This window comes from Arthrobacter sp. NtRootA1 (genome assembly GCF_019976975.1).
GTDB classification, from domain to species: Bacteria; Actinomycetota; Actinomycetes; order Actinomycetales; family Micrococcaceae; genus Arthrobacter; species Arthrobacter aromaticivorans.
The window spans coordinates 1,928,789-1,946,151 of sequence record NZ_AP024630.1 but is presented as its reverse complement, the minus strand read 5'-3'; the positions used below and the strand labels follow the sequence as shown (position 1 = coordinate 1,946,151).

Annotated in this window: 13 protein-coding genes and 1 tRNA gene; 2 read left to right on the top strand and 12 right to left on the bottom strand. The window is 62.2% G+C overall.

Features of this window, described 5'->3' with window-relative positions; genetic code table 11:
- Positions 1–48 precede the first annotated feature (48 nt).
- Positions 49–315, top strand: a complete 267-nt coding sequence (locus LDN90_RS08930) for a hypothetical protein (RefSeq protein WP_223948706.1) — start codon at positions 49–51, stop codon at positions 313–315.
- 15 nt (positions 316–330) lie between these two features.
- Here the strand turns inward: LDN90_RS08930 and LDN90_RS08925 are convergent, their stop codons facing one another.
- Both LDN90_RS08925 and LDN90_RS08920 read right to left on the bottom strand, forming a co-directional pair.
- On the bottom strand, positions 331–1,461 hold the full coding sequence (locus LDN90_RS08925) for a site-specific integrase (RefSeq protein ID WP_223948705.1): 1,131 nt from the start codon (positions 1,459–1,461) through the stop codon (positions 331–333).
- An 86-nt stretch (positions 1,462–1,547) separates the two neighbouring features.
- Positions 1,548–1,629, bottom strand: a tRNA-Leu gene (locus LDN90_RS08920).
- A 198-nt stretch (positions 1,630–1,827) separates the two neighbouring features.
- Here LDN90_RS08920 and LDN90_RS08915 point away from each other — a divergent pair.
- Positions 1,828–2,433, top strand: coding sequence for a response regulator (locus tag LDN90_RS08915; protein WP_216923235.1), 606 nt, complete (start codon positions 1,828–1,830; stop codon positions 2,431–2,433).
- Between the two features lie 139 nt (positions 2,434–2,572).
- Here the strand turns inward: LDN90_RS08915 and pyk are convergent, their stop codons facing one another.
- The 10 genes from pyk to LDN90_RS08865 all read right to left on the bottom strand — a co-directional run bounded on the left by pyk (position 2,573) and on the right by LDN90_RS08865 (position 17,330).
- Positions 2,573–4,063: a pyruvate kinase gene (pyk, locus tag LDN90_RS08910; RefSeq protein ID WP_216923233.1), complete on the bottom strand. Its 1,491-nt coding sequence runs from the start codon at positions 4,061–4,063 to the stop codon at positions 2,573–2,575.
- Between the two features lie 55 nt (positions 4,064–4,118).
- Complete coding sequence (locus tag LDN90_RS08905) at positions 4,119–5,576, bottom strand: glutamate synthase subunit beta (RefSeq protein ID WP_216923231.1); 1,458 nt, start codon at positions 5,574–5,576, stop codon at positions 4,119–4,121.
- Positions 5,569–10,182, bottom strand: coding sequence for a glutamate synthase large subunit (gltB, locus tag LDN90_RS08900; protein ID WP_223948704.1), 4,614 nt, complete (start codon positions 10,180–10,182; stop codon positions 5,569–5,571). The genes LDN90_RS08905 and gltB overlap by 8 nt, the downstream gene beginning before the upstream one ends.
- A 260-nt stretch (positions 10,183–10,442) precedes the next feature.
- Positions 10,443–11,597, bottom strand: a complete 1,155-nt coding sequence (gene lgt, locus LDN90_RS08895; protein WP_223948703.1) for a prolipoprotein diacylglyceryl transferase — start codon at positions 11,595–11,597, stop codon at positions 10,443–10,445.
- Between the two features lie 23 nt (positions 11,598–11,620).
- Entirely contained in the window at positions 11,621–12,433 is an 813-nt protein-coding gene (gene trpA, locus LDN90_RS08890) for a tryptophan synthase subunit alpha (RefSeq protein ID WP_216923226.1), read from the bottom strand.
- Positions 12,433–13,809 carry a tryptophan synthase subunit beta gene (trpB, locus tag LDN90_RS08885; protein ID WP_223948702.1) on the bottom strand — a complete coding sequence of 459 codons (1,377 nt, stop codon included), beginning with the start codon at positions 13,807–13,809 and terminating at the stop codon, positions 12,433–12,435. Before trpB ends, trpA begins: the two co-directional genes overlap by 1 nt.
- Positions 13,810–13,922: 113 nt before the next feature.
- Positions 13,923–14,741, bottom strand: coding sequence for an indole-3-glycerol phosphate synthase TrpC (gene trpC / locus LDN90_RS08880; RefSeq protein WP_223948701.1), 819 nt, complete (start codon positions 14,739–14,741; stop codon positions 13,923–13,925).
- Between the two features lie 2 nt (positions 14,742–14,743).
- Positions 14,744–15,016: an HGxxPAAW family protein gene (locus tag LDN90_RS08875; RefSeq protein WP_216923214.1), complete on the bottom strand. Its 273-nt coding sequence runs from the start codon at positions 15,014–15,016 to the stop codon at positions 14,744–14,746.
- A 131-nt stretch (positions 15,017–15,147) separates the two neighbouring features.
- Positions 15,148–15,750 carry a Trp biosynthesis-associated membrane protein gene (locus LDN90_RS08870; protein ID WP_223948700.1) on the bottom strand — a complete coding sequence of 201 codons (603 nt, stop codon included), beginning with the start codon at positions 15,748–15,750 and terminating at the stop codon, positions 15,148–15,150.
- Positions 15,747–17,330, bottom strand: coding sequence for an anthranilate synthase component I (locus LDN90_RS08865; protein WP_223948699.1), 1,584 nt, complete (start codon positions 17,328–17,330; stop codon positions 15,747–15,749). The genes LDN90_RS08870 and LDN90_RS08865 overlap by 4 nt, the downstream gene beginning before the upstream one ends.
- Between the last annotated feature and the right edge of the window lie 33 nt (positions 17,331–17,363).

Here is a 17,363-nt window from a genome sequence, read left to right as displayed (position 1 = left end):
GCATGGATGGAAATGAACTCCCGGTGCACAAGACGAGATCGGAGCGACATGGACTTGGAGTTCTTCGAACCAGCTGAAGCTGCGGCTCTCATGCGTTGCAGCGAAGGATGGCTGCGTGATGGCGCGGCGGCAGGCCGTTTCCCGCACGCTTGCTGGGGCAAAGGCAAGATAGTGTTCACCTCGGAACACATCGCAGAAATAGCCAGGCTCAGCGAGATCCTGCCTAATTCCCATCCGTCACCTTCGGCGCACACTGCCAGTACGAGCAGCACCCGCCTCATCGGCACACGAGCTCGCAACCGTCTCGTCTCCTGAGCGATCAGGGCGGCTTCAGCGCATAAACGCCGCAACCTGCCGTTCCGTCGCGTCGGCACCAACCTGCAGCGCCTCCGGCATGAGATGCCCGTAGACCTGCTCCGTAGTCTTGATGGAAGCGTGCCCCAGCCGTCGTGAAATCGTAAAAATGGGTACCCCGTCTTGGATCAACCACGACGCATGCGTATGCCGCAGGTCGTGAATGCGAGGTTCCTTCCGGAGCCCGCGAAGCTGAGCAGCCTTCACCGCAGGTACCCAGTAGTGGTGCCAATACAGCTTGTGCACGATTCGCTCCCCCTTGGGAGTGGCGAAAAGCAGGTCCTTGCTCGGACGCCCTGCCACCAAAGGAATCAGCAGGTCCACCAGCGCGGGGTTCAGGCCGATCGTTCGTTTGCCGGCACCTGTCTTCGTTGGCCCGATATAGAACTGGTTCCGCCCGTCACGTTTCCAGGCCTTGTTGATTCGCGCCGTCGCCGGTTTACCGAGAAGGTCAATATCAGCGACAGTCAACGCCGTGGCTTCCCCGAACCGTGTTCCTGTCATCACGAGGAAGTTCGTGAAATCGCGATACCGCTCCCCCATGCCCTCCATGATCAAACCGAACTCCGCATGGGTGAGGAACATCATCTCGTCCTCGGCCTTCTCCACGCTCGGCAACTGGACTCCCCTGCACGGATTCCGGTTGATGTAGCCGAGCATCTCCGCCGTGTTCATCGACGCAGAAATCAGGCCATGCACGTTCTTGATCGTCTTCGGCGAGCGTCCCTTGGCAACCATCGACTTCACCCAGTAGGCGATCATCCTGTAGTCGAGCTTGTCGACGGGGACGTGGCCGATGACGAGTTTCACATGGAGATCCAGCATGGTCTGATACGTCTTCACAGTGCCGCTGGACGGTCGAACCAGAAGGTCGATGTGCTCCTGAATGACGTCAGCCACGGTCGGGATGCGCTTCGAATTGTCGAGGAGTGCCTGCTGCGCAATTTCGAAGGATTGACCGTTCGCATCGAGCAACCGCTTCAGAGTTTCGGCCTCGTGCTCGGAGTCGACAGTGATGCCCTGTTGCTTCCGGATTTTGGGGTCACGCCAGACCACCATGAACGACGATGAGCCGTCTTTTTTGACGCGTTTCCGGATACTAGCCACACAAAAATGCTAGTTCCGTGTCAACAGATTTGGGGGTTTTGTCAACAGTCAGGGGCCATATAGGCCCCTGACCTGCGACAACATCGTGCCCGAGGTGGGACTCGAACCCACACACCTTTCGATACCGCATTTTGAGTGCGGCGCGTCTGCCAATTCCGCCACTCGGGCGCGGATTACCGGGAAGTTAATTCTCGCTGACTGCCCTCATTTCTGTGAGCAACGCGATCCGTTCCCAGCACGCGAAACTACTCTACATGCAGATAGGCTAAATCAAAGAACCGGGCGCGCGAGTGCAACAAAATCATGTGCCGCAGCGGTCCACACTAAGATGGACATGAACCCGCCGAACCTTTTCAAGGAGATCCCGTGACCGAACAGACGGAGTCCACACCCGCAGCCCAGCCGGCCCGACGCGTTGTCGTAGCCGAGGATGAGACCCTCATCCGCTTGGACATCATCGAGATCCTGAAGGGCGAAGGGTACGACGTCGTCGGCGAGGCAGATAACGGCGAGAAGGCCGTACAGCTGGCCGAAGAGCTGAAGCCGGACCTCGTCCTCATGGATGTGAAGATGCCCGTTATGGACGGCATCTCAGCGGCAGAGAAGATCGTCAAGGCCCGCATCGCCCCCGTTGTCCTGTTGACTGCTTTCAGCCAGAAGGAACTCGTGGAGCGTGCCCGCGACGCCGGTGCCATGGCCTACGTTGTGAAGCCGTTTACGCCGGCTGACCTCATCCCGGCCATTGAGATCGCTCTGTCCCGCCACGAGGAGATCAAGGCGCTCGAAAACGAGGTTTCAGACCTTCAGGAGCAGTTCGCCACGCGCAAGCTCGTAGAACGCGCCAAGAGCCTCCTGACCACCAAGATGGGCCTGACTGAGCCGGAAGCTTTCCGCTGGATCCAGAAGACGTCCATGGACCGTCGCCTGAGCATGCGTGAAGTTGCCGAAACGATCATCAACCAGGTCAACTAGCACCAAGCAATAAACGACGGCGGCCGGTCACCCAAGCGCGAAGGGTGACCGGCCGCCGTCGTGCCCGTCCAAGTGACGAAACAACCCAAAACAAAGCGGGCCCCGCCAAACGGCGGGGCCCGCTTTCAAACCGAGGAACTTAGTCCCTGGTCTTGCTCTTCTTTTCGGGCCACGGACCCACAGGTTCCTTGCGCGAAGCATCAACCTTGGACGTATCGGCGAGGTCGCCCACCTTATGGACCTTCAGCGAGTTCGTGGAACCGGCCTGTCCTGGAGGGGAACCGGCAGCGATGACAACGAGGTCGCCTTCATCGACGATCTTCATGTCCAGGAGGCTGCGGTCCACCTGTGCGGTCATTTCGTCGGTGTGGCCCACGGAGGGAACCAGCACCGGCTGGATACCCCAGGTGAGGGCCAACTGGTTCCATACGTGCTCAACGGGCGTGAACGCGAAGACCGGCTTGACCGGACGCAGGCGCGACAAACGGCGTGCCGAGTCACCGGACTGGGTGAAGGTACAGATGTACTTTGCGTCCAGCTGGTCGGCGATTTCGACGGCGGCACGGGTGATGGCGCCACCACGGGTCTTGGGCTTGGTGCCCAGCGGGGGGACGCGCTCGAGGCCGTGTTCTTCGGTGGACTCGATGATCCGGGCCATGACCTTGACGGTTTCGATGGGGTACTGGCCAACGGAGGTTTCGCCGGACAGCATGACTGCGTCGGCACCGTCGAGAACTGCGTTTGCGCAGTCAGAAGCCTCGGCACGCGTCGGACGCGGGTTGTCGATCATGGATTCCAGGACCTGCGTTGCCACGATGACCGGCTTGGCCCAGCGGCGTGCCAGTTCAATGGCGCGCTTCTGGACGATCGGCACCTCTTCGAGCGGGAGCTCAACACCGAGGTCGCCACGGGCAACCATGATGGCGTCGAACGCGTCGATGATTTCGTGAAGCTGGTCCACGGCCTGGGGCTTTTCGATCTTGGCGATCACCGGAACGCGGCGGCCTTCTTCGTCCATGATCTCGTGGACGCGCTTGATGTCCGAGGCGTCACGGACGAAGGACAAGGCAACCAGGTCCGCGCCACGCTTGAGGGCCCAACGGAGGTCATCCTCGTCCTTTTCGCTCAGAGCGGGGACGTTGACGGCGACACCGGGCAGGTTGATGCCCTTGTTGTTGGACACCTTGCCGCCGACGGTAACGGTGGCGACAACCTTGACGTCGTCTACCTCAATGGCGCGAAGTGCAACCTTGCCGTCGTCGATCAGGAGGGCGTCGCCCACGTTGACGTCTTCGGTGAGGCTCTTCAGGGTGGTGGAGCAGATGTCCTTGGTGCCGGGGACATCTTCGGTGGTGATGGTGAATGTGTCGCCGACAGCCAGCTCATGCGGGCCGTCGACAAAACGGCCAAGGCGGATCTTGGGACCCTGGAGGTCAGCCATGATGGCCACGGGCTTGTGCAGCTGCGCCGCAGCCTTGCGGACATTCTCGTAGGTGTTGTCGTGCACGGAGTAGTCGCCGTGGCTCATGTTCATGCGGGCAACGTCAACGCCGGCTTCCAACACTGCGAGAGTGTTGTCGTAGCTGGAGATTGCCGGGCCGAAAGTTGCCACAATTTTCGCGCGTCTCATATACCTACCCTAAGTAGTGTGCTGCTGATTGAGTTAAAGATCATTCCTACCGGCGCTATAAGACCGCGATTGCCCGATCGGTGGGGGCGACCGGTGCCGGAAGGATTGTGCTTCCCATAAGGAACTTGTCCACTGCCGCCGCGCACGCACGGCCTTCGGCAATGGCCCACACAATCAGGGACTGGCCACGTCCGGCGTCACCGGCAACAAACACACCCTCGGTGTTCGTCATGTAGTAGCCGTCGCGGGCTACGTTGCCCCGACCGTCGAATTCTGCACTGACCTGCTCGGTGATACCGGCCGGTTCAGCACCGGTGAAGCCCAGGCTCAGGAAGACGAGGTCGGCGGGAATGATCCGCTCGGTGCCGGCCTTCGGGAGGCGCTTGCCATCCACGAATTCCGTCTCGGCAACCTTGACTCCGGTGAGCTTGCCATTCTCGCCAACAAATTCCACGGTGGACGCCAGGTACGTGCGTTCGCCACCTTCTTCGTGGGCGCTGGCGACCTCGAAGAGTGTGGGGAACGTCGGCCAGGGCTGGTGGCCTGCGCGCTCGAGAGGCGGCTGCTTGCCGATCGCGAGCGTCGTGACCGAGGCGGCCTGGTGACGGTGCGCTGTACCGATGCAGTCTGCACCGGTATCGCCGCCACCGAGAATGACCACGTGCTTGCCCCGGGCGTCGATGTGATTTTCGGGGCTCTCCCCCGCCACGACGCGGTTGGAAGGAACGAGGTAGTCCATGGCGAAATGAACGCCTTCGAGGTCACGGCCCGGAATGGGCAGATCGCGCGGAACTGTGGCCCCGGTAGCAATCACCACGGCGTCGTAACGGCGGCGCAGCTGTTCCCAAGTAACGTCCGTACCGACTGCGACGCCGGTGCGGAAGCGGGTACCTTCGGCCTTCATCTGCTCCAGGCGGCGGTCAACCTGGTCCTTCTCCATCTTGAAGTCGGGAATGCCGTAGCGGAGCAGGCCGCCGATCTTGTCGTCGCGTTCGTACACGGCAACTGTGTGACCAACGCGCGTCAGCTGCTGGGCAACTGCGAGACCTGCAGGACCGGAGCCCACCACGGCGACCGTCTTGCCTGTGAGGCGCGTCGGCGGAAGGGGGTGGACCCAGTCGTTGTCGAAGGCTTCATCGATGATGGAAACCTCAACCTGCTTGATGGTCACAGCAGGCTGGTTGATGCCAAGCACGCAGGACGCTTCGCAGGGTGCCGGGCACAGACGGCCGGTGAACTCCGGGAAGTTGTTCGTGGCGTGGAGGCGCTCAATCGCTTCCTCGCCCTTGTCCCGCCACACGAGGTCGTTCCATTCAGGAATGAGGTTGCCCAGCGGGCAGCCCTGGTGGCAGAACGGCACGCCACAGTCCATGCAGCGGCCGGCCTGGCTCTTCAGGACGCCCTTTTCCTGGGCTTCGTACACTTCCTTCCAGTCCATGATGCGGACCGGAACGGGACGGCGTGGCTGCGTCTCGCGCTGCCGGACTTTCAGAAATCCGCGTGGATCAGCCACCGGTTACCTCCAGGATTCGAGACCATACTTCTTCGCCGTCGGGGTCAAGGCCCTCTTCGATGGCGTCGAGACGGGTTTGCAGGACTGCAGCGTAGTCGCGTGGCAGTACTTTGGTGATGCGGGCGGCGGTGTCGTCGAAGTTCTCGAGCAAACGGCCGGCCAGGACGGATTCGGTTTCTTCGGCGTGCTTGGTGAGCAGGCCATGGACGATGTCGCGGTCCTCGGCGTCCAGCTCCAGGAGCTGAAGTTCGCCGGAGTCCAGCGCATCCTTGTTGACGCGCTCATGCTGCAGGTCCAGCACGTAAGCGGTGCCTCCGGACATGCCGGCACCGAAGTTGCGTCCGGTACGGCCAATGATCAGGGTTTGGCCACCGGTCATGTACTCGCATCCGTGATCGCCGATACCTTCGACGACGGCGGTCGCACCCGAGTTACGCACCAGGAAGCGTTCACCAACCTGGCCACGGAGGAACATCTCGCCGCTCGTTGCACCGTAACCGATGACGTTACCGGCAATGACGTTGCGCTCGGCCTGGAACACATTGGTACGGTCCGGGCGGACAATGATGCGTCCGCCAGAGAGGCCCTTGCCAACGTAGTCGTTGGAGTCTCCGTACATGCGCAGCGTGATGCCGGCAGGCAGGAAGGCACCAAGTGACTGGCCGGCGGTGCCGTTGAGCGTGATGTCGATCGTGTCCGTCGCGAGCACGTCGGTGCCGAACGTCTTGGTCACCACATGGCCGAGCATCGTGCCCACGGAACGGTCCGTGTTGATGACGTCCAGCGTGATCTTGACGGGCATGCGGTCGCTGAGCGCTTCGGCGGCCATGGTGATGAGCCGCTGGTCGAAGTGCTTGTCCAGCTCGTGGTTCTGGGTGGTCATGTTGCGCAGCGGCACGTCGTCGTCAAACTCAAGGCCATGCAGGATCGGATCCAGGTCCAGGCCCTCGGCCTTCCAATGGTCGATCGCTTCGCGGGTGTCCAGTACCTCGGCGTGGCCGATCGCCTCTTCGAGGCTGCGGAACCCGAGCTCTGCCAGGATTTCACGGACTTCTTCTGCGAGGAACTCGAAGAAGTTGACCACGAACTCCGGTTTGCCGTTGAACCGCGAACGCAGTTCCGGGTTCTGGGTGGCAACACCAACGGGGCAGGTGTCCAGGTGGCAAACGCGCATCATGATGCAGCCGGAGACAACCAGCGGAGCCGTTGCGAAACCGTACTCTTCGCCACCCAGCAGGGCGGCAATGACCACGTCACGGCCGGTCTTGAGCTGGCCGTCCACCTGAACCACCACGCGGTCGCGGAGTCCGTTGAGCATGAGCGTTTGCTGGGTCTCGGCCAGGCCAAGTTCCCACGGCACGCCTGCGTGCTTCAGCGAGTTCAGCGGCGAGGCGCCGGTACCGCCGTCGTGACCTGAAACAAGCACGACGTCGGCCTTCGCCTTGGTCACGCCGGAGGCCACGGTGCCGATCCCGACTTCCGAAACCAGCTTCACATGTACCCGGGCCGAAGGGTTGGCACGCTTGGCATCGTAGATGAGCTGCGCGAGGTCTTCGATCGAGTAGATGTCATGGTGCGGGGGCGGGGAAATGAGTCCGACGCCGGGCGTGGAGTGGCGGGTCCGGGCTACCCATGGGTAGACCTTCTGGGCCATCAGCTGGCCACCCTCGCCGGGCTTGGCGCCCTGGGCCATCTTGATCTGGATGTCGTCAGCGTTGGTCAGGTAGAGGCTGGTGACACCGAAGCGGCCGGAAGCGATCTGCTTGATGGCAGAGCGGCGCTCCGGATCCAGCAGGCGGTCAACGTCTTCGCCACCTTCACCCGTATTGGACTTTGCGCCCAAACGGTTCATGGCGATGGCAAGTGTCTCGTGGGCTTCCTTGGAGATGGAGCCGTAGCTCATGGCGCCAGTGGAGAAACGCTTGACGATGCTGGAGACGGGCTCCACTTCCTCGAGCGGCACGGCCGGACGGACGTCGCTCTTGAACTTCAGCAACCCACGCAGGGTCATCAAATTCTCGGACTGGTCGTCAACGCCCTTGGTGTAGGCCTTGAAGATGTCATAGCGACGCTCACGGGTAGCGTGCTGCAGGCGGAACACAGTCTCCGGGTTGAAGAGGTGCGGTTCACCGTTACGGCGCCACTGGTATTCGCCGCCACCCAGGAGCGGGCGGTGCGGGTGCTCGATGCCGCCCTCGGGGTACGCCATCTGGTGCCGTGCCGAAACTTCCGCCGCAATAACGTCCAGGCCCACGCCACCCAGTTGGGAGTGCGTACCCGAGAAGAATTCGTCAACGAGTTCCTGCGAAAGGCCCAGTGCCTCGAAAGTCTGGGCGCCGGTGTAGGAAGCAACAGTGGAGATGCCCATCTTGGACATGATCTTCAGGACACCCTTACCGAGGCCCTTGATGAGGTTATAAACGCCGTCTTCCGGAGTCACGCCCTCAACGTCGCCGTTGGAGATCAGCTGTTCCACCGATTCCATGGCGAGGTAGGGGTTCACTGCGGATGCGCCATAGCCAATGAGCACGGCAACATGGTGAGTCTCGCGGACGTCGCCGGCCTCAACCACGAGTGCCGTCTTGGTGCGGTTGGCACTGCGGAGCAAGTGGTGGTGGACGGCGCTGACCAGCAGGAGCGACGGAATGGGTGCCCATTGCGCGTTCGAGTCACGGTCGGACAACACAACGTACTGCACGCCACGGTTGATCGCGCCGGAAACCTGCTCGCAGATCTCTGTCAGGCGGGCACGCAGTGCCGCTTCCCCACCCTCCGGGCGGTAAAGGCCGCGTACCTTCATGGCGATGCGGTCGCCGTCGGCGTTTTCGATGTTCGAGATCTTGGCGAGTTGATCGTTGTTGATCACGGGGAACGGCAGGGAGATCTGCGGCTGGCGGACCTGCTTGCCATCCAAGAGGTTGCCGTTGGGTCCGATGGCGCACTTCAGCGACGTCACCAGCTCTTCGCGGATTGCGTCCAGCGGCGGGTTGGTGACCTGGGCGAAGGACTGCACGAAGTAGTCGAACAGCAGGCGCGGACGCTTGGACAGCACCGCAACCGGGGTATCGGAACCCATGGCACCCAAGGGCTCGGCGCCCGTACGGGCCATGGGGCCGAGCAGGATCTTCAGTTCTTCGGTGGTGTAGCCGAAGGTCCGCTGGCGGATGTTCACCGATGCAGCGGTGTGGCGTACGTGCTCACGCTCGGGGAGCTCGTTGATGTCGATCAGGTTGTCCTTGAGCCATTCGGCCCACGGGTTGGCTGCTGCGACCTCGGCCTTGACCTCGGCGTCGTCGATGATGCGTCCGGCTTCGGTGTCCACCAGGAACATCTTGCCCGGGGCGACGCGACCCTTCTTGACCACGTTGGAAGGCTCCACCTCGATGACGCCCACTTCCGAGGCAAAGACGATCAGGCCGTCTTCGGTGATCCAGTAGCGTCCCGGGCGCAGGCCATTGCGGTCCAGCGTTGCGCCAACGAGGTTGCCGTCAGTGAAGGAGACGGCGGCGGGACCATCCCACGGCTCCATGAGCAGCGAGTGGTACTCGTAGAAGGCGCGGCGTGCAGGATCCATGGTGGCGTGGTTCTCCCACGCCTCAGGGATCATCATCATGATCGAGTGCGTGATCGGCCGGCCGGAGAGCCAAAGGAGCTCGGCTACTTCATCGAAGGAGGCGGAGTCCGAGGCACCCGGGGTGCAGATCGGGTACAGCTCTTCAGGGGTGTCGCCGAGCAGCGGGCTGGCCAACTGCGACTGACGTGCACGCATCCAGTTGCGGTTGCCCTTGACTGTGTTGATTTCACCGTTGTGGGCGATGGTGCGGAACGGCTGCGCCAAGGGCCACGAGGGGAACGTGTTCGTGGAAAAGCGTGAGTGGACAATGGCCAGCTTCGTCTTGAAGCGCTTGTCCGAAAGGTCCGGGTAGAACGGCTCCAACTGGGCCGTCGTCAGCATGCCCTTGTACACAATGGTGCGCGAGGAGAGCGACGGGAAGTACACGCCGTACTTGTTCTGGGCGCGCTTGCGGATTCGCCAGGCGCGGGAGTCAAGTTCATTGCGCTCAAGCTGCTCGCCGGTAGCGGATGCAAAGAAGGGCTGCGAGAAGTACGGCATGCATGCCCGTGCCATGGCACCCACGAGGTCTGCGACCACGGGCACTTCGCGCCAGCCAAGGACCGTGAGGCCCTCGTCCGCTGCCAGTGCCTCGATCCCGGCCTTGGCCGTCGCTGCTTCGCGCGATTCAGCAGGAAGGAAGGCGGTGCCCACCACGTACTGTCCCGGGGCGGGCAATTCGAATTCGGTGACGGCCCGGAAGAACTCGTCCGGAACCTGCATCAGCAAGCCCGCACCGTCGCCAGTACCTTCATCGGCGCCCACGGCGCCGCGGTGTTCGAGATTGCGGAGGGCAGTCAGAGCCGCTTCCACGATGTCGTATCCCGGTTCCCCGCGGAGCGTGGCAATAATTGCCAGGCCGCAGGCGTCCTTCTCCTTGTCCGGGTTGTAAAGACCCCGGGCCTCCGGAAGCGCAGCAAAGCGCTTGAATGGAGACATGGCACCCTGCGGTTCGATATTTTCGGACCAACCGGGGTTATGAAGATGGGTCATGGGAGACGTCCTTCCTCGTGATCGTGCGTATGGAAGGGACAACGTTGGCCCCACCTTGCATGCCCTTGTGATGGGCACAACAAAGCGCTAGTTATTGGAATTGTAGGCCAGCCAATCAAGCGCAACTAACAGTTACGCAGACCGCTGGCCCCGGCTTGACCAGTGAACATCGGTATGCTGCGATCCGGTTTCCGGGGTGCCACGACGCTGTGGACTGGGCCCTACGAGCGGTGACTCTGTTGCCCCTTTGCCGAAAGCGACTACTTGGTGTCGTCAGCTTCCAGCGAGGATCCGGGGGCCTTCCTTGCGGCAGTCGCAGCAGATTCCGATTCCGCCTTGGACGGCGTGTCCTTTGCGGAATCTCCTGCTGCATCCTGCGGCTCGTCAACGTGGCCCGGATCGCTTTGGTTATCTGGGAGATTACCACGGGAACCACTATCTGAGACAGATGGGTCCACATCATGACTGGTGACGCTCGTCACGGATGCCTCATCTTTGGCGGGCGTCGCGTCAGGTTCCCGGCCCGGCAAATAAGGGGTGTCCGGCTGTGGACGCCCTCCCCTGCCGAGAACAACGAAGATGACCAGCGCCGCAACAAAGACGAAGATGCTGGTCCATACATTCAGCCTGGTGGTGATCCCGAAGAGGCCTATTTGCTCGGCATCGTCGATCCTGAGGGCTTCGATCCACACGCGGCCAAGCGTGTAATACATCGCGTAGAGCCAGAACAGGCGCCCGCGGCGGAAGCGGAACTTCCGGTCCAGCAGAAGAAGTATGGCAACGCCCAGGATGTTCCACAGGAATTCATAAAGGAACGTCGGATGGAAGAGAGTGTCAGCGGGCATGCCCGCTGGGAAGTTGGCGTTGGCAGGGTCAATCTGGAGTCCCCACGGCAACGTGGTGGGGGCGCCGAACAGTTCCTGGTTGAACCAGTTGCCCCAACGGCCGATCGCCTGGGCAAGCAGCAGACCGGGAGCCGCGGCATCCAGGAAGGCCGTGAGCTTGACGCCTGCCCGTCGGCACCCGATCCAGGCGCCCACAGCACCCAGCAGCACGGCACCCCAAATACCTAGGCCGCCTCGCTGTATCTGGGGAATCAGGGAGAGGTCACCCGTGCCGTCGAACCCAGGGCCAAAGTACGCATCCGGGGACGAAAACACGTGGTAGAGGCGGCCCCCGATGATGCCGAAAGGAATCGCCCAAATGGCGATGTCCCACAGGCTACCCTCGGGGGCTCCACGGCGCTTCCATCGGGCAGACGTCAGCCACAGGCCGATGATGATGCCCGCCAGGATGCAGAGGGCGTAAGCGTGGATACGCAGCGTCCCCCACGGCAGTGGAATGTCGAAACCGGACCACGATGGGCTCGGGATGCTCAGTGGAACCATTGCCGCTGCGTGGAGGACGGTCTGCATTGGGCTTCGCTGTTTCCTTTTTCCTAGGCGTCTGCAGCTGCGCGGCCCAAGCCGGCGCTGAGGTTCTTGGTGAGTTGGCCGACGGCGTCAACGCCGCCGTCGCGGAGGGCCGCCACGAGAGCGGTGCCGACGATCACGCCGTCCGCATACTCAGCTATCTCGCGGACATGATCCGGATTGGAAACACCAAGGCCGACGCAAACCCGTTCAGCACCTGCAGCGTGGGCACGTGCCACGACGTCTTCGGCGGTGCTGCTGACGGACTGGCGTGTGCCGGTCACGCCCATGATGGAGACGGCATATACGAAGCCCCGGCTGGCCTTGACAGTCATATCCAGGCGTTCGGGCGTGGATGACGGGGCCACCAGGAAGACCCTGTCCAGTCCGTACTTGTCCGAAGCCTCGAACCACTCACTGGCTTCATCCGGAATGAGGTCCGGGGTAATAAGGCCTGCTCCCCCGGATTCAGCGAGGCGGCGGGAGAACTCATCCACGCCCATGCGCATGACGGGGTTCCAGTAAGTCATGACCAACACGGCGGCGTCAGTAGCGGCAGTGATCCCTGCAACGACGTCGAAGACATTGGCCACCCGGAAACCGTTGTTGATTGCTTCCGTAGTGGCAGCCTGGATGACAGGTCCGTCCATCACGGGATCGGAGTAGGGAATACCGATCTCGATGAGGTCCGCACCGTTCCGTGCCAGGGCAATGCCTGCATCGATGCTGTCCTGGACCGTGGGGTAGCCCGCCGGAAGGTATCCGACAAGGGCTGCCCGGCCCTCGGCCTTGGCACGGTCGATGGCGGCAGCGGATTTGCTGGCGAATTGTTCAGTCATCAGTTCTGGTCCTCGGTTACGTCCACGGCTGCTTCGGAGGTGCGCTCTGCAGGACCTTTGGGCTTACGGGTGGACAGCGTGGTGCCCTTGACGTGACCTTCTTCGTCCAACATGTTGAACCAGGCGGCTGCCGTTTCCACGTCCTTGTCCCCGCGACCAGACAGGTTCACGATCACGGAGATCTCCGAGGGATCCTCTTTGCCCTCGGTGAGGCGCTTGCCCACCTTGATGGCACCGGCAAGCGCGTGCGCGGACTCGATAGCGGGGATGATGCCCTCGGTCCGGCACAGGAGGCTGAAGGCGTCCATCGCTTCAGTGTCAGTGATGGGCTCGTACGTCACGCGTCCGATGTCCGCCAGGTACGAGTGCTCCGGTCCCACACTGGGGTAGTCCAGTCCCGCGGAGATCGAGTGGGATTCGATGGTCTGGCCGTCTTCATCCTGCATCAGGTAGGAACGGGCACCATGCAGCACACCGGGACGTCCCAGGGAGATTGCTGCGGCGTGACGCCCGGTCTCAACGCCGTCGCCGCCGGCTTCAAAGCCGTAGATCTTCACGGAAGCGTCGTCCAGGAAGCTGTGGAACAGGCCGATGGCATTGGATCCACCACCAATGCATGCACAGATGGCGTCGGGCAGCTTCCCGGTCTGGTCCAGGATCTGGGCGCGGGCTTCCTCGCCAATCACTTCGTGGAAGAAGCGGACCATGGCAGGGAACGGGTGTGCTCCGGCAGCCGTACCCAGCAGGTAGTGGGTGGTCTCCACGTTGGAAACCCAATCCCGGAGGGCGTCGTTGATGGCGTCCTTGAGTGTCTGCGAACCGTTGGTGACGGGAACAACAGTAGCCCCGAGCAGTTGCATGCGGGCAACGTTCAAAGCCTGGCGGCGACAGTCCTCGGCACCCATATAGACAACACAATCGAGGCCCAGAAGCGCTGCTGCGGTGGCACTGGCAACGCCGTGCTGGCCTGCGCCGGTTTCCGCAATAACCCGCGTCTTGCCCATGCGCTTGGCCAGGAGCGCTTGCCCCAGGACGTTGTTGATCTTGTGGGAACCGGTGTGGTTGAGGTCTTCACGCTTGAGGAATATCCTCGCGCCGCCAGCATGCTTGGAGAAGCGCTTGGCCTCTGTCAGCAGCGACGGACGTCCGGAGTAGTTCTTGTTGAGGTCCTTCAACTCCGCGAGGAAATCGGGATCGGCCTTGGCTTTCTCGAACGTGTCCTGGACTTCGTCGAGTGCGGCGATAAGTGACTCGGGCATCCAACGGCCACCGTAATTACCGAAGTACGGCCCGCTTGCGTTGCGCAGCGAATGGCCACCTTGCAGGAATGCGTCGGCCGCATTCTCTTCCGAGCTGGCTGTTGGCGCGTCCACCATCAGTCTCACCGTCCTGTTCCAGTTAGTTCATCGGGTAGTTCCACGTGCCACAAGGCAGCCGCAGGCAAATGCCAGGGCTGCCTCATGGCTGTCGCCTTGCTTCAGGTACTGCCTCAGTTCCTGACGGCGATGGCGGCAGCTCCAGCTGCCTTGAATTCGGTGATGCGTTCGCGCGGGGTTGAGTCGCTGACCAGCGCCTCCCCCACCAAAATGGCGTTGGCGCCGCTCGCGGCATAGTGCGTGACGTCCTCAGCCGTCCGCACGCCCGACTCCGCAACAATCACTGCCTCAGCCGGAATCAAACCGGCCAGTGAACCGAAAACTGAGCGGTCGACGTCGAGCGTCTTCAGGTTACGGACGTTGACGCCGATGATCTTGGCTTGCGCTGCAACGGCGCGCTCAATCTCCTCTTCGGTGTGCGTCTCCACCAGCACGTTCATGCCAAGCTCATGGCTGAGGGCGCTGAAGTCAGCCAGTTCCGAATCAGACAAGGCAGCAACGATCAGCAGAATGAGATCCGCACCATGGGCGCGGGCTTCCCAGATCTGGTACTCGTCCACCGTGAAGTCCTTGCGCAGCAAGGGAATATCGACGGCGGCACGTACGGCATCGAGATCTGCCAGCGATCCGCCGAAACGTCGTTTTTCGGTAAGGACGCTGATGACCGAAGCTCCGCCATCTGCGTACTGCACCGCGAGGGACGCGGGATCGTCGATTGGTGCGAGGTCGCCCTTGGAGGGGCTACGACGCTTGATTTCAGCGATGACCTTGAGATCGTCACGATTCGAGGAGGGACCACCCAAGGCGGCCCAAGCGTCGCGCGCGGGCGCTGCGCCTGCAACGCGGTCCTTCAGCTCAACGAAGGACACAAGCCGACGGCGGGCCTCCATGTCCTCCTTGACACCGACGATGATGTCGTCAAGAACGGTCACGATTAGTGGCCGTTGTTCTGCAGCTTGCTGCCACCCACTCCGTAGCCGGCCTTACGCATGGCCCAACCTACGATGAGGCCGGCCACCATGACCACAACGCCACCGATGAAGATGGGGGTGCTGGCGATGACGAAAGCAATGGAGGAAATCAGGGCGCCGACCAGCATCACAATCACGCAGGTCCAGGCAGCCGGGCTGTTACCGTGGCCGATGGCATCAGCGTGGCTGGCCATGGTGGAGGTAGCTTGGTTTGCGGACACTGTGGTTTTGCTCATGTGGAATCTCCTCAGGATGAATACTGCTTACATTCTGCCATTTATTGACGGCGGCCGGGACATCGTCCGACGTCAGGACCGGCGCCGGCGCTCATATTGCGCCAGACCGGCCCGAAAGATTGCTGGACGGCCTAGGTTGGGTCTTCACCCCGGGAAAGACTGTCCCAACTGTCGATCTCGTCCACTGGTCCGCTACCGCGTTCCTTGACGGCAGCGGCGTCGTACTTGGTCCGGGTTTTCCAATGCCGTCCCGCCAGCGGCAAGACCACCGCACAGACGGCGAGCAAGGCACCGGCCACGATTGCCAGGACTGGGAAGACCGTTGTGGCCACGCTCGCCTGACCTCCCGAGATGCCGGTTGCCGCAGCGATGGAACCCTGGGCTGCGCCGAGGGGATCGGACAGGACCGTGGCGGCTGCCAGGATTATCCCGGCAGCGGACAGGCCAAGGAGGCCCCCGATGATCCAGCGGGCGATCCGTCCTGCGATGGAAGCCGCCAACCCACCGGCAAGCGCTACAAGTGCCAGTGCAGTAACGGCCGTGGCTGCCTTGCTGCCCTGAACGTGGAGGTCGCTGTTGGAGGCAGCCGTGGGATCAAGACGTACCTCGATCCAGGTCTGGGTGGTGGTTCCAAAGACGGCGAGTGCCAGGAGCGCCGTGGCCAGAACAAGCGTTGACTTCCGTGCCCAGCGCGGCGGTGTGGTTGCTTTGGGTCCCGGTGCTTCAGCGGTCATGAGGCGGGGGTCCCGCCGTCGAGGATTCCTGCATCCGGCACCGTCTCGGCGGAAATGTTCTGCAGTGAACCGGCCGTGTGCACGGCCCGAAGCGGCGCGGCGGCTTTGTTCACGGTTTCAAGTGCTTCCGACGGCTTGTGTGAGTCAGCAACAATCCCGCCTCCGGCCTGCACGTAGGCACGGCCTTCCCGCAGCAACGCAGAACGGATGGCAATCGCCATGTCCATGTCACCGGCAAAGTCCAAGTAGCCCACGACGCCACCGTAGATACCACGGCGGTGGGGTTCGAGTTCGTCCAGGAGACGCAAGGCCCGAGGTTTCGGGGCACCGGAAAGGGTACCCGCGGGGAACGTTGCCTTCAGGACGTCGTAGGCTTTGGCATCCGGAGCCAACTCTCCCACCACGGTGGACACCAAGTGCATGATGTGGCTGAACCGCTCCACCTCCATGAACTGGGTGACGTCAACCGTTCCGGCCACGCACACCTTGGAGAGGTCGTTGCGTGAAAGGTCAACCAGCATGAGGTGCTCGGCCCGTTCCTTCTGGTCGGCCAACAGTTCCGTGGCCAGGGCTTTGTCAGCTTCAACAGTCTTGCCACGGGGACGCGATCCCGCGATGGGGTGCGTAATGACTTCCCCACCCGTTACCGTCACCAGCGCTTCCGGCGAGGAACCCACGATCGAGTACTCGCGGCCGTCCGCATCTTCGAGGCTGAAGATGTACATGTACGGGCTCGGGTTGGTGTTGCGCAGCACGCGGTAAACGTCCAGGGGGTCTGCCTTGCACTCCATTTCGAAGCGGCGCGAAATAACTACCTGGAAGACCTCGCCATCGACTATCGCCTCCTTGCCGCGATCGATGGCTTCCAGGTACTTGGCCTCATCCCAGCGTTCCTGCACGCTCGACGCAAAATCCAGTGCGGCCGGCTCCAGCACCGAGACCGGCTGGGCAACAGGTGTACTGACCTGGTCCAGCAGCGCTTTAACCCGCGCCACGGCGTCGTGCCAGGCGTCATCCACACGCTCGGAACTGTTGTCGAAGTTGATCGCGTTGGCAATCAGGAGGACAGTACCGTCCACATTGTCGTGCACTGCCATGTCGGTGACAAGGTTCAGGGCCATCTCAGGCAGTTGGAGGTCGTCTTCCGGCGGTGCCGTCAGCTTCTCCCAATGGCGCACGGCTTCCCAGCCCAGGAAACCGACGAGGCCGGAAGTAAAGGGCGGCAGCCCTTCAAAACGATCTGTTTGCAGGGCGGCGATGGTGTCACGGACTGCTTCCACCGGATTGCCAGCCACGGGCACGCCGACTGGTGGCTCACCGATCCAGTGTGTCTGGCCATCCTTGGTGGTCAGCGTGGCGCGGGACTTCGCACCAATGAAGGAATAGCGCGACCAGGCCCCGCCTACGGCTGCCGACTCAAGGAGGAACGTTCCGGGCTGGCCCTTGGCGAGCTTACGGTACAGGCCGATGGGGGTCTCGGCGTCGGCCAGGACTTTGAGTCGGACAGGGATGACACGGCTGTGGACGGCGAGTTCGCGGAACTCTTCCAGGCCCGGGCTGATGATTCCAAGGTCCTGCATGGCTATTGTTCTCCGCCTTTGGTCTTAGGTGGT

Bases quoted from the DNA above. Each gene is read 5' to 3' on its own strand.
- LDN90_RS08930 (WP_223948706.1), top strand. From the start codon at position 49: ATGGACTTGGAGTTCTTCGAACCAGCTGAAGCTGCGGCTCTCATGCGT.
- pyk (WP_216923233.1), bottom strand. From the start codon at position 4,063: ATGAGACGCGCGAAAATTGTGGCAACTTTCGGCCCGGCAATCTCCAGC.
- gltB (WP_223948704.1), bottom strand. From the start codon at position 10,182: ATGACCCATCTTCATAACCCCGGTTGGTCCGAAAATATCGAACCGCAG.
- lgt (WP_223948703.1), bottom strand. From the start codon at position 11,597: ATGCAGACCGTCCTCCACGCAGCGGCAATGGTTCCACTGAGCATCCCG.
- trpA (WP_216923226.1), bottom strand. From the start codon at position 12,433: ATGACTGAACAATTCGCCAGCAAATCCGCTGCCGCCATCGACCGTGCC.
- trpB (WP_223948702.1), bottom strand. From the start codon at position 13,809: ATGGTGGACGCGCCAACAGCCAGCTCGGAAGAGAATGCGGCCGACGCA.
- LDN90_RS08875 (WP_216923214.1), bottom strand. From the start codon at position 15,016: ATGAGCAAAACCACAGTGTCCGCAAACCAAGCTACCTCCACCATGGCC.
- LDN90_RS08870 (WP_223948700.1), bottom strand. From the start codon at position 15,750: ATGACCGCTGAAGCACCGGGACCCAAAGCAACCACACCGCCGCGCTGG.
- LDN90_RS08865 (WP_223948699.1), bottom strand. From the start codon at position 17,330: ATGCAGGACCTTGGAATCATCAGCCCGGGCCTGGAAGAGTTCCGCGAA.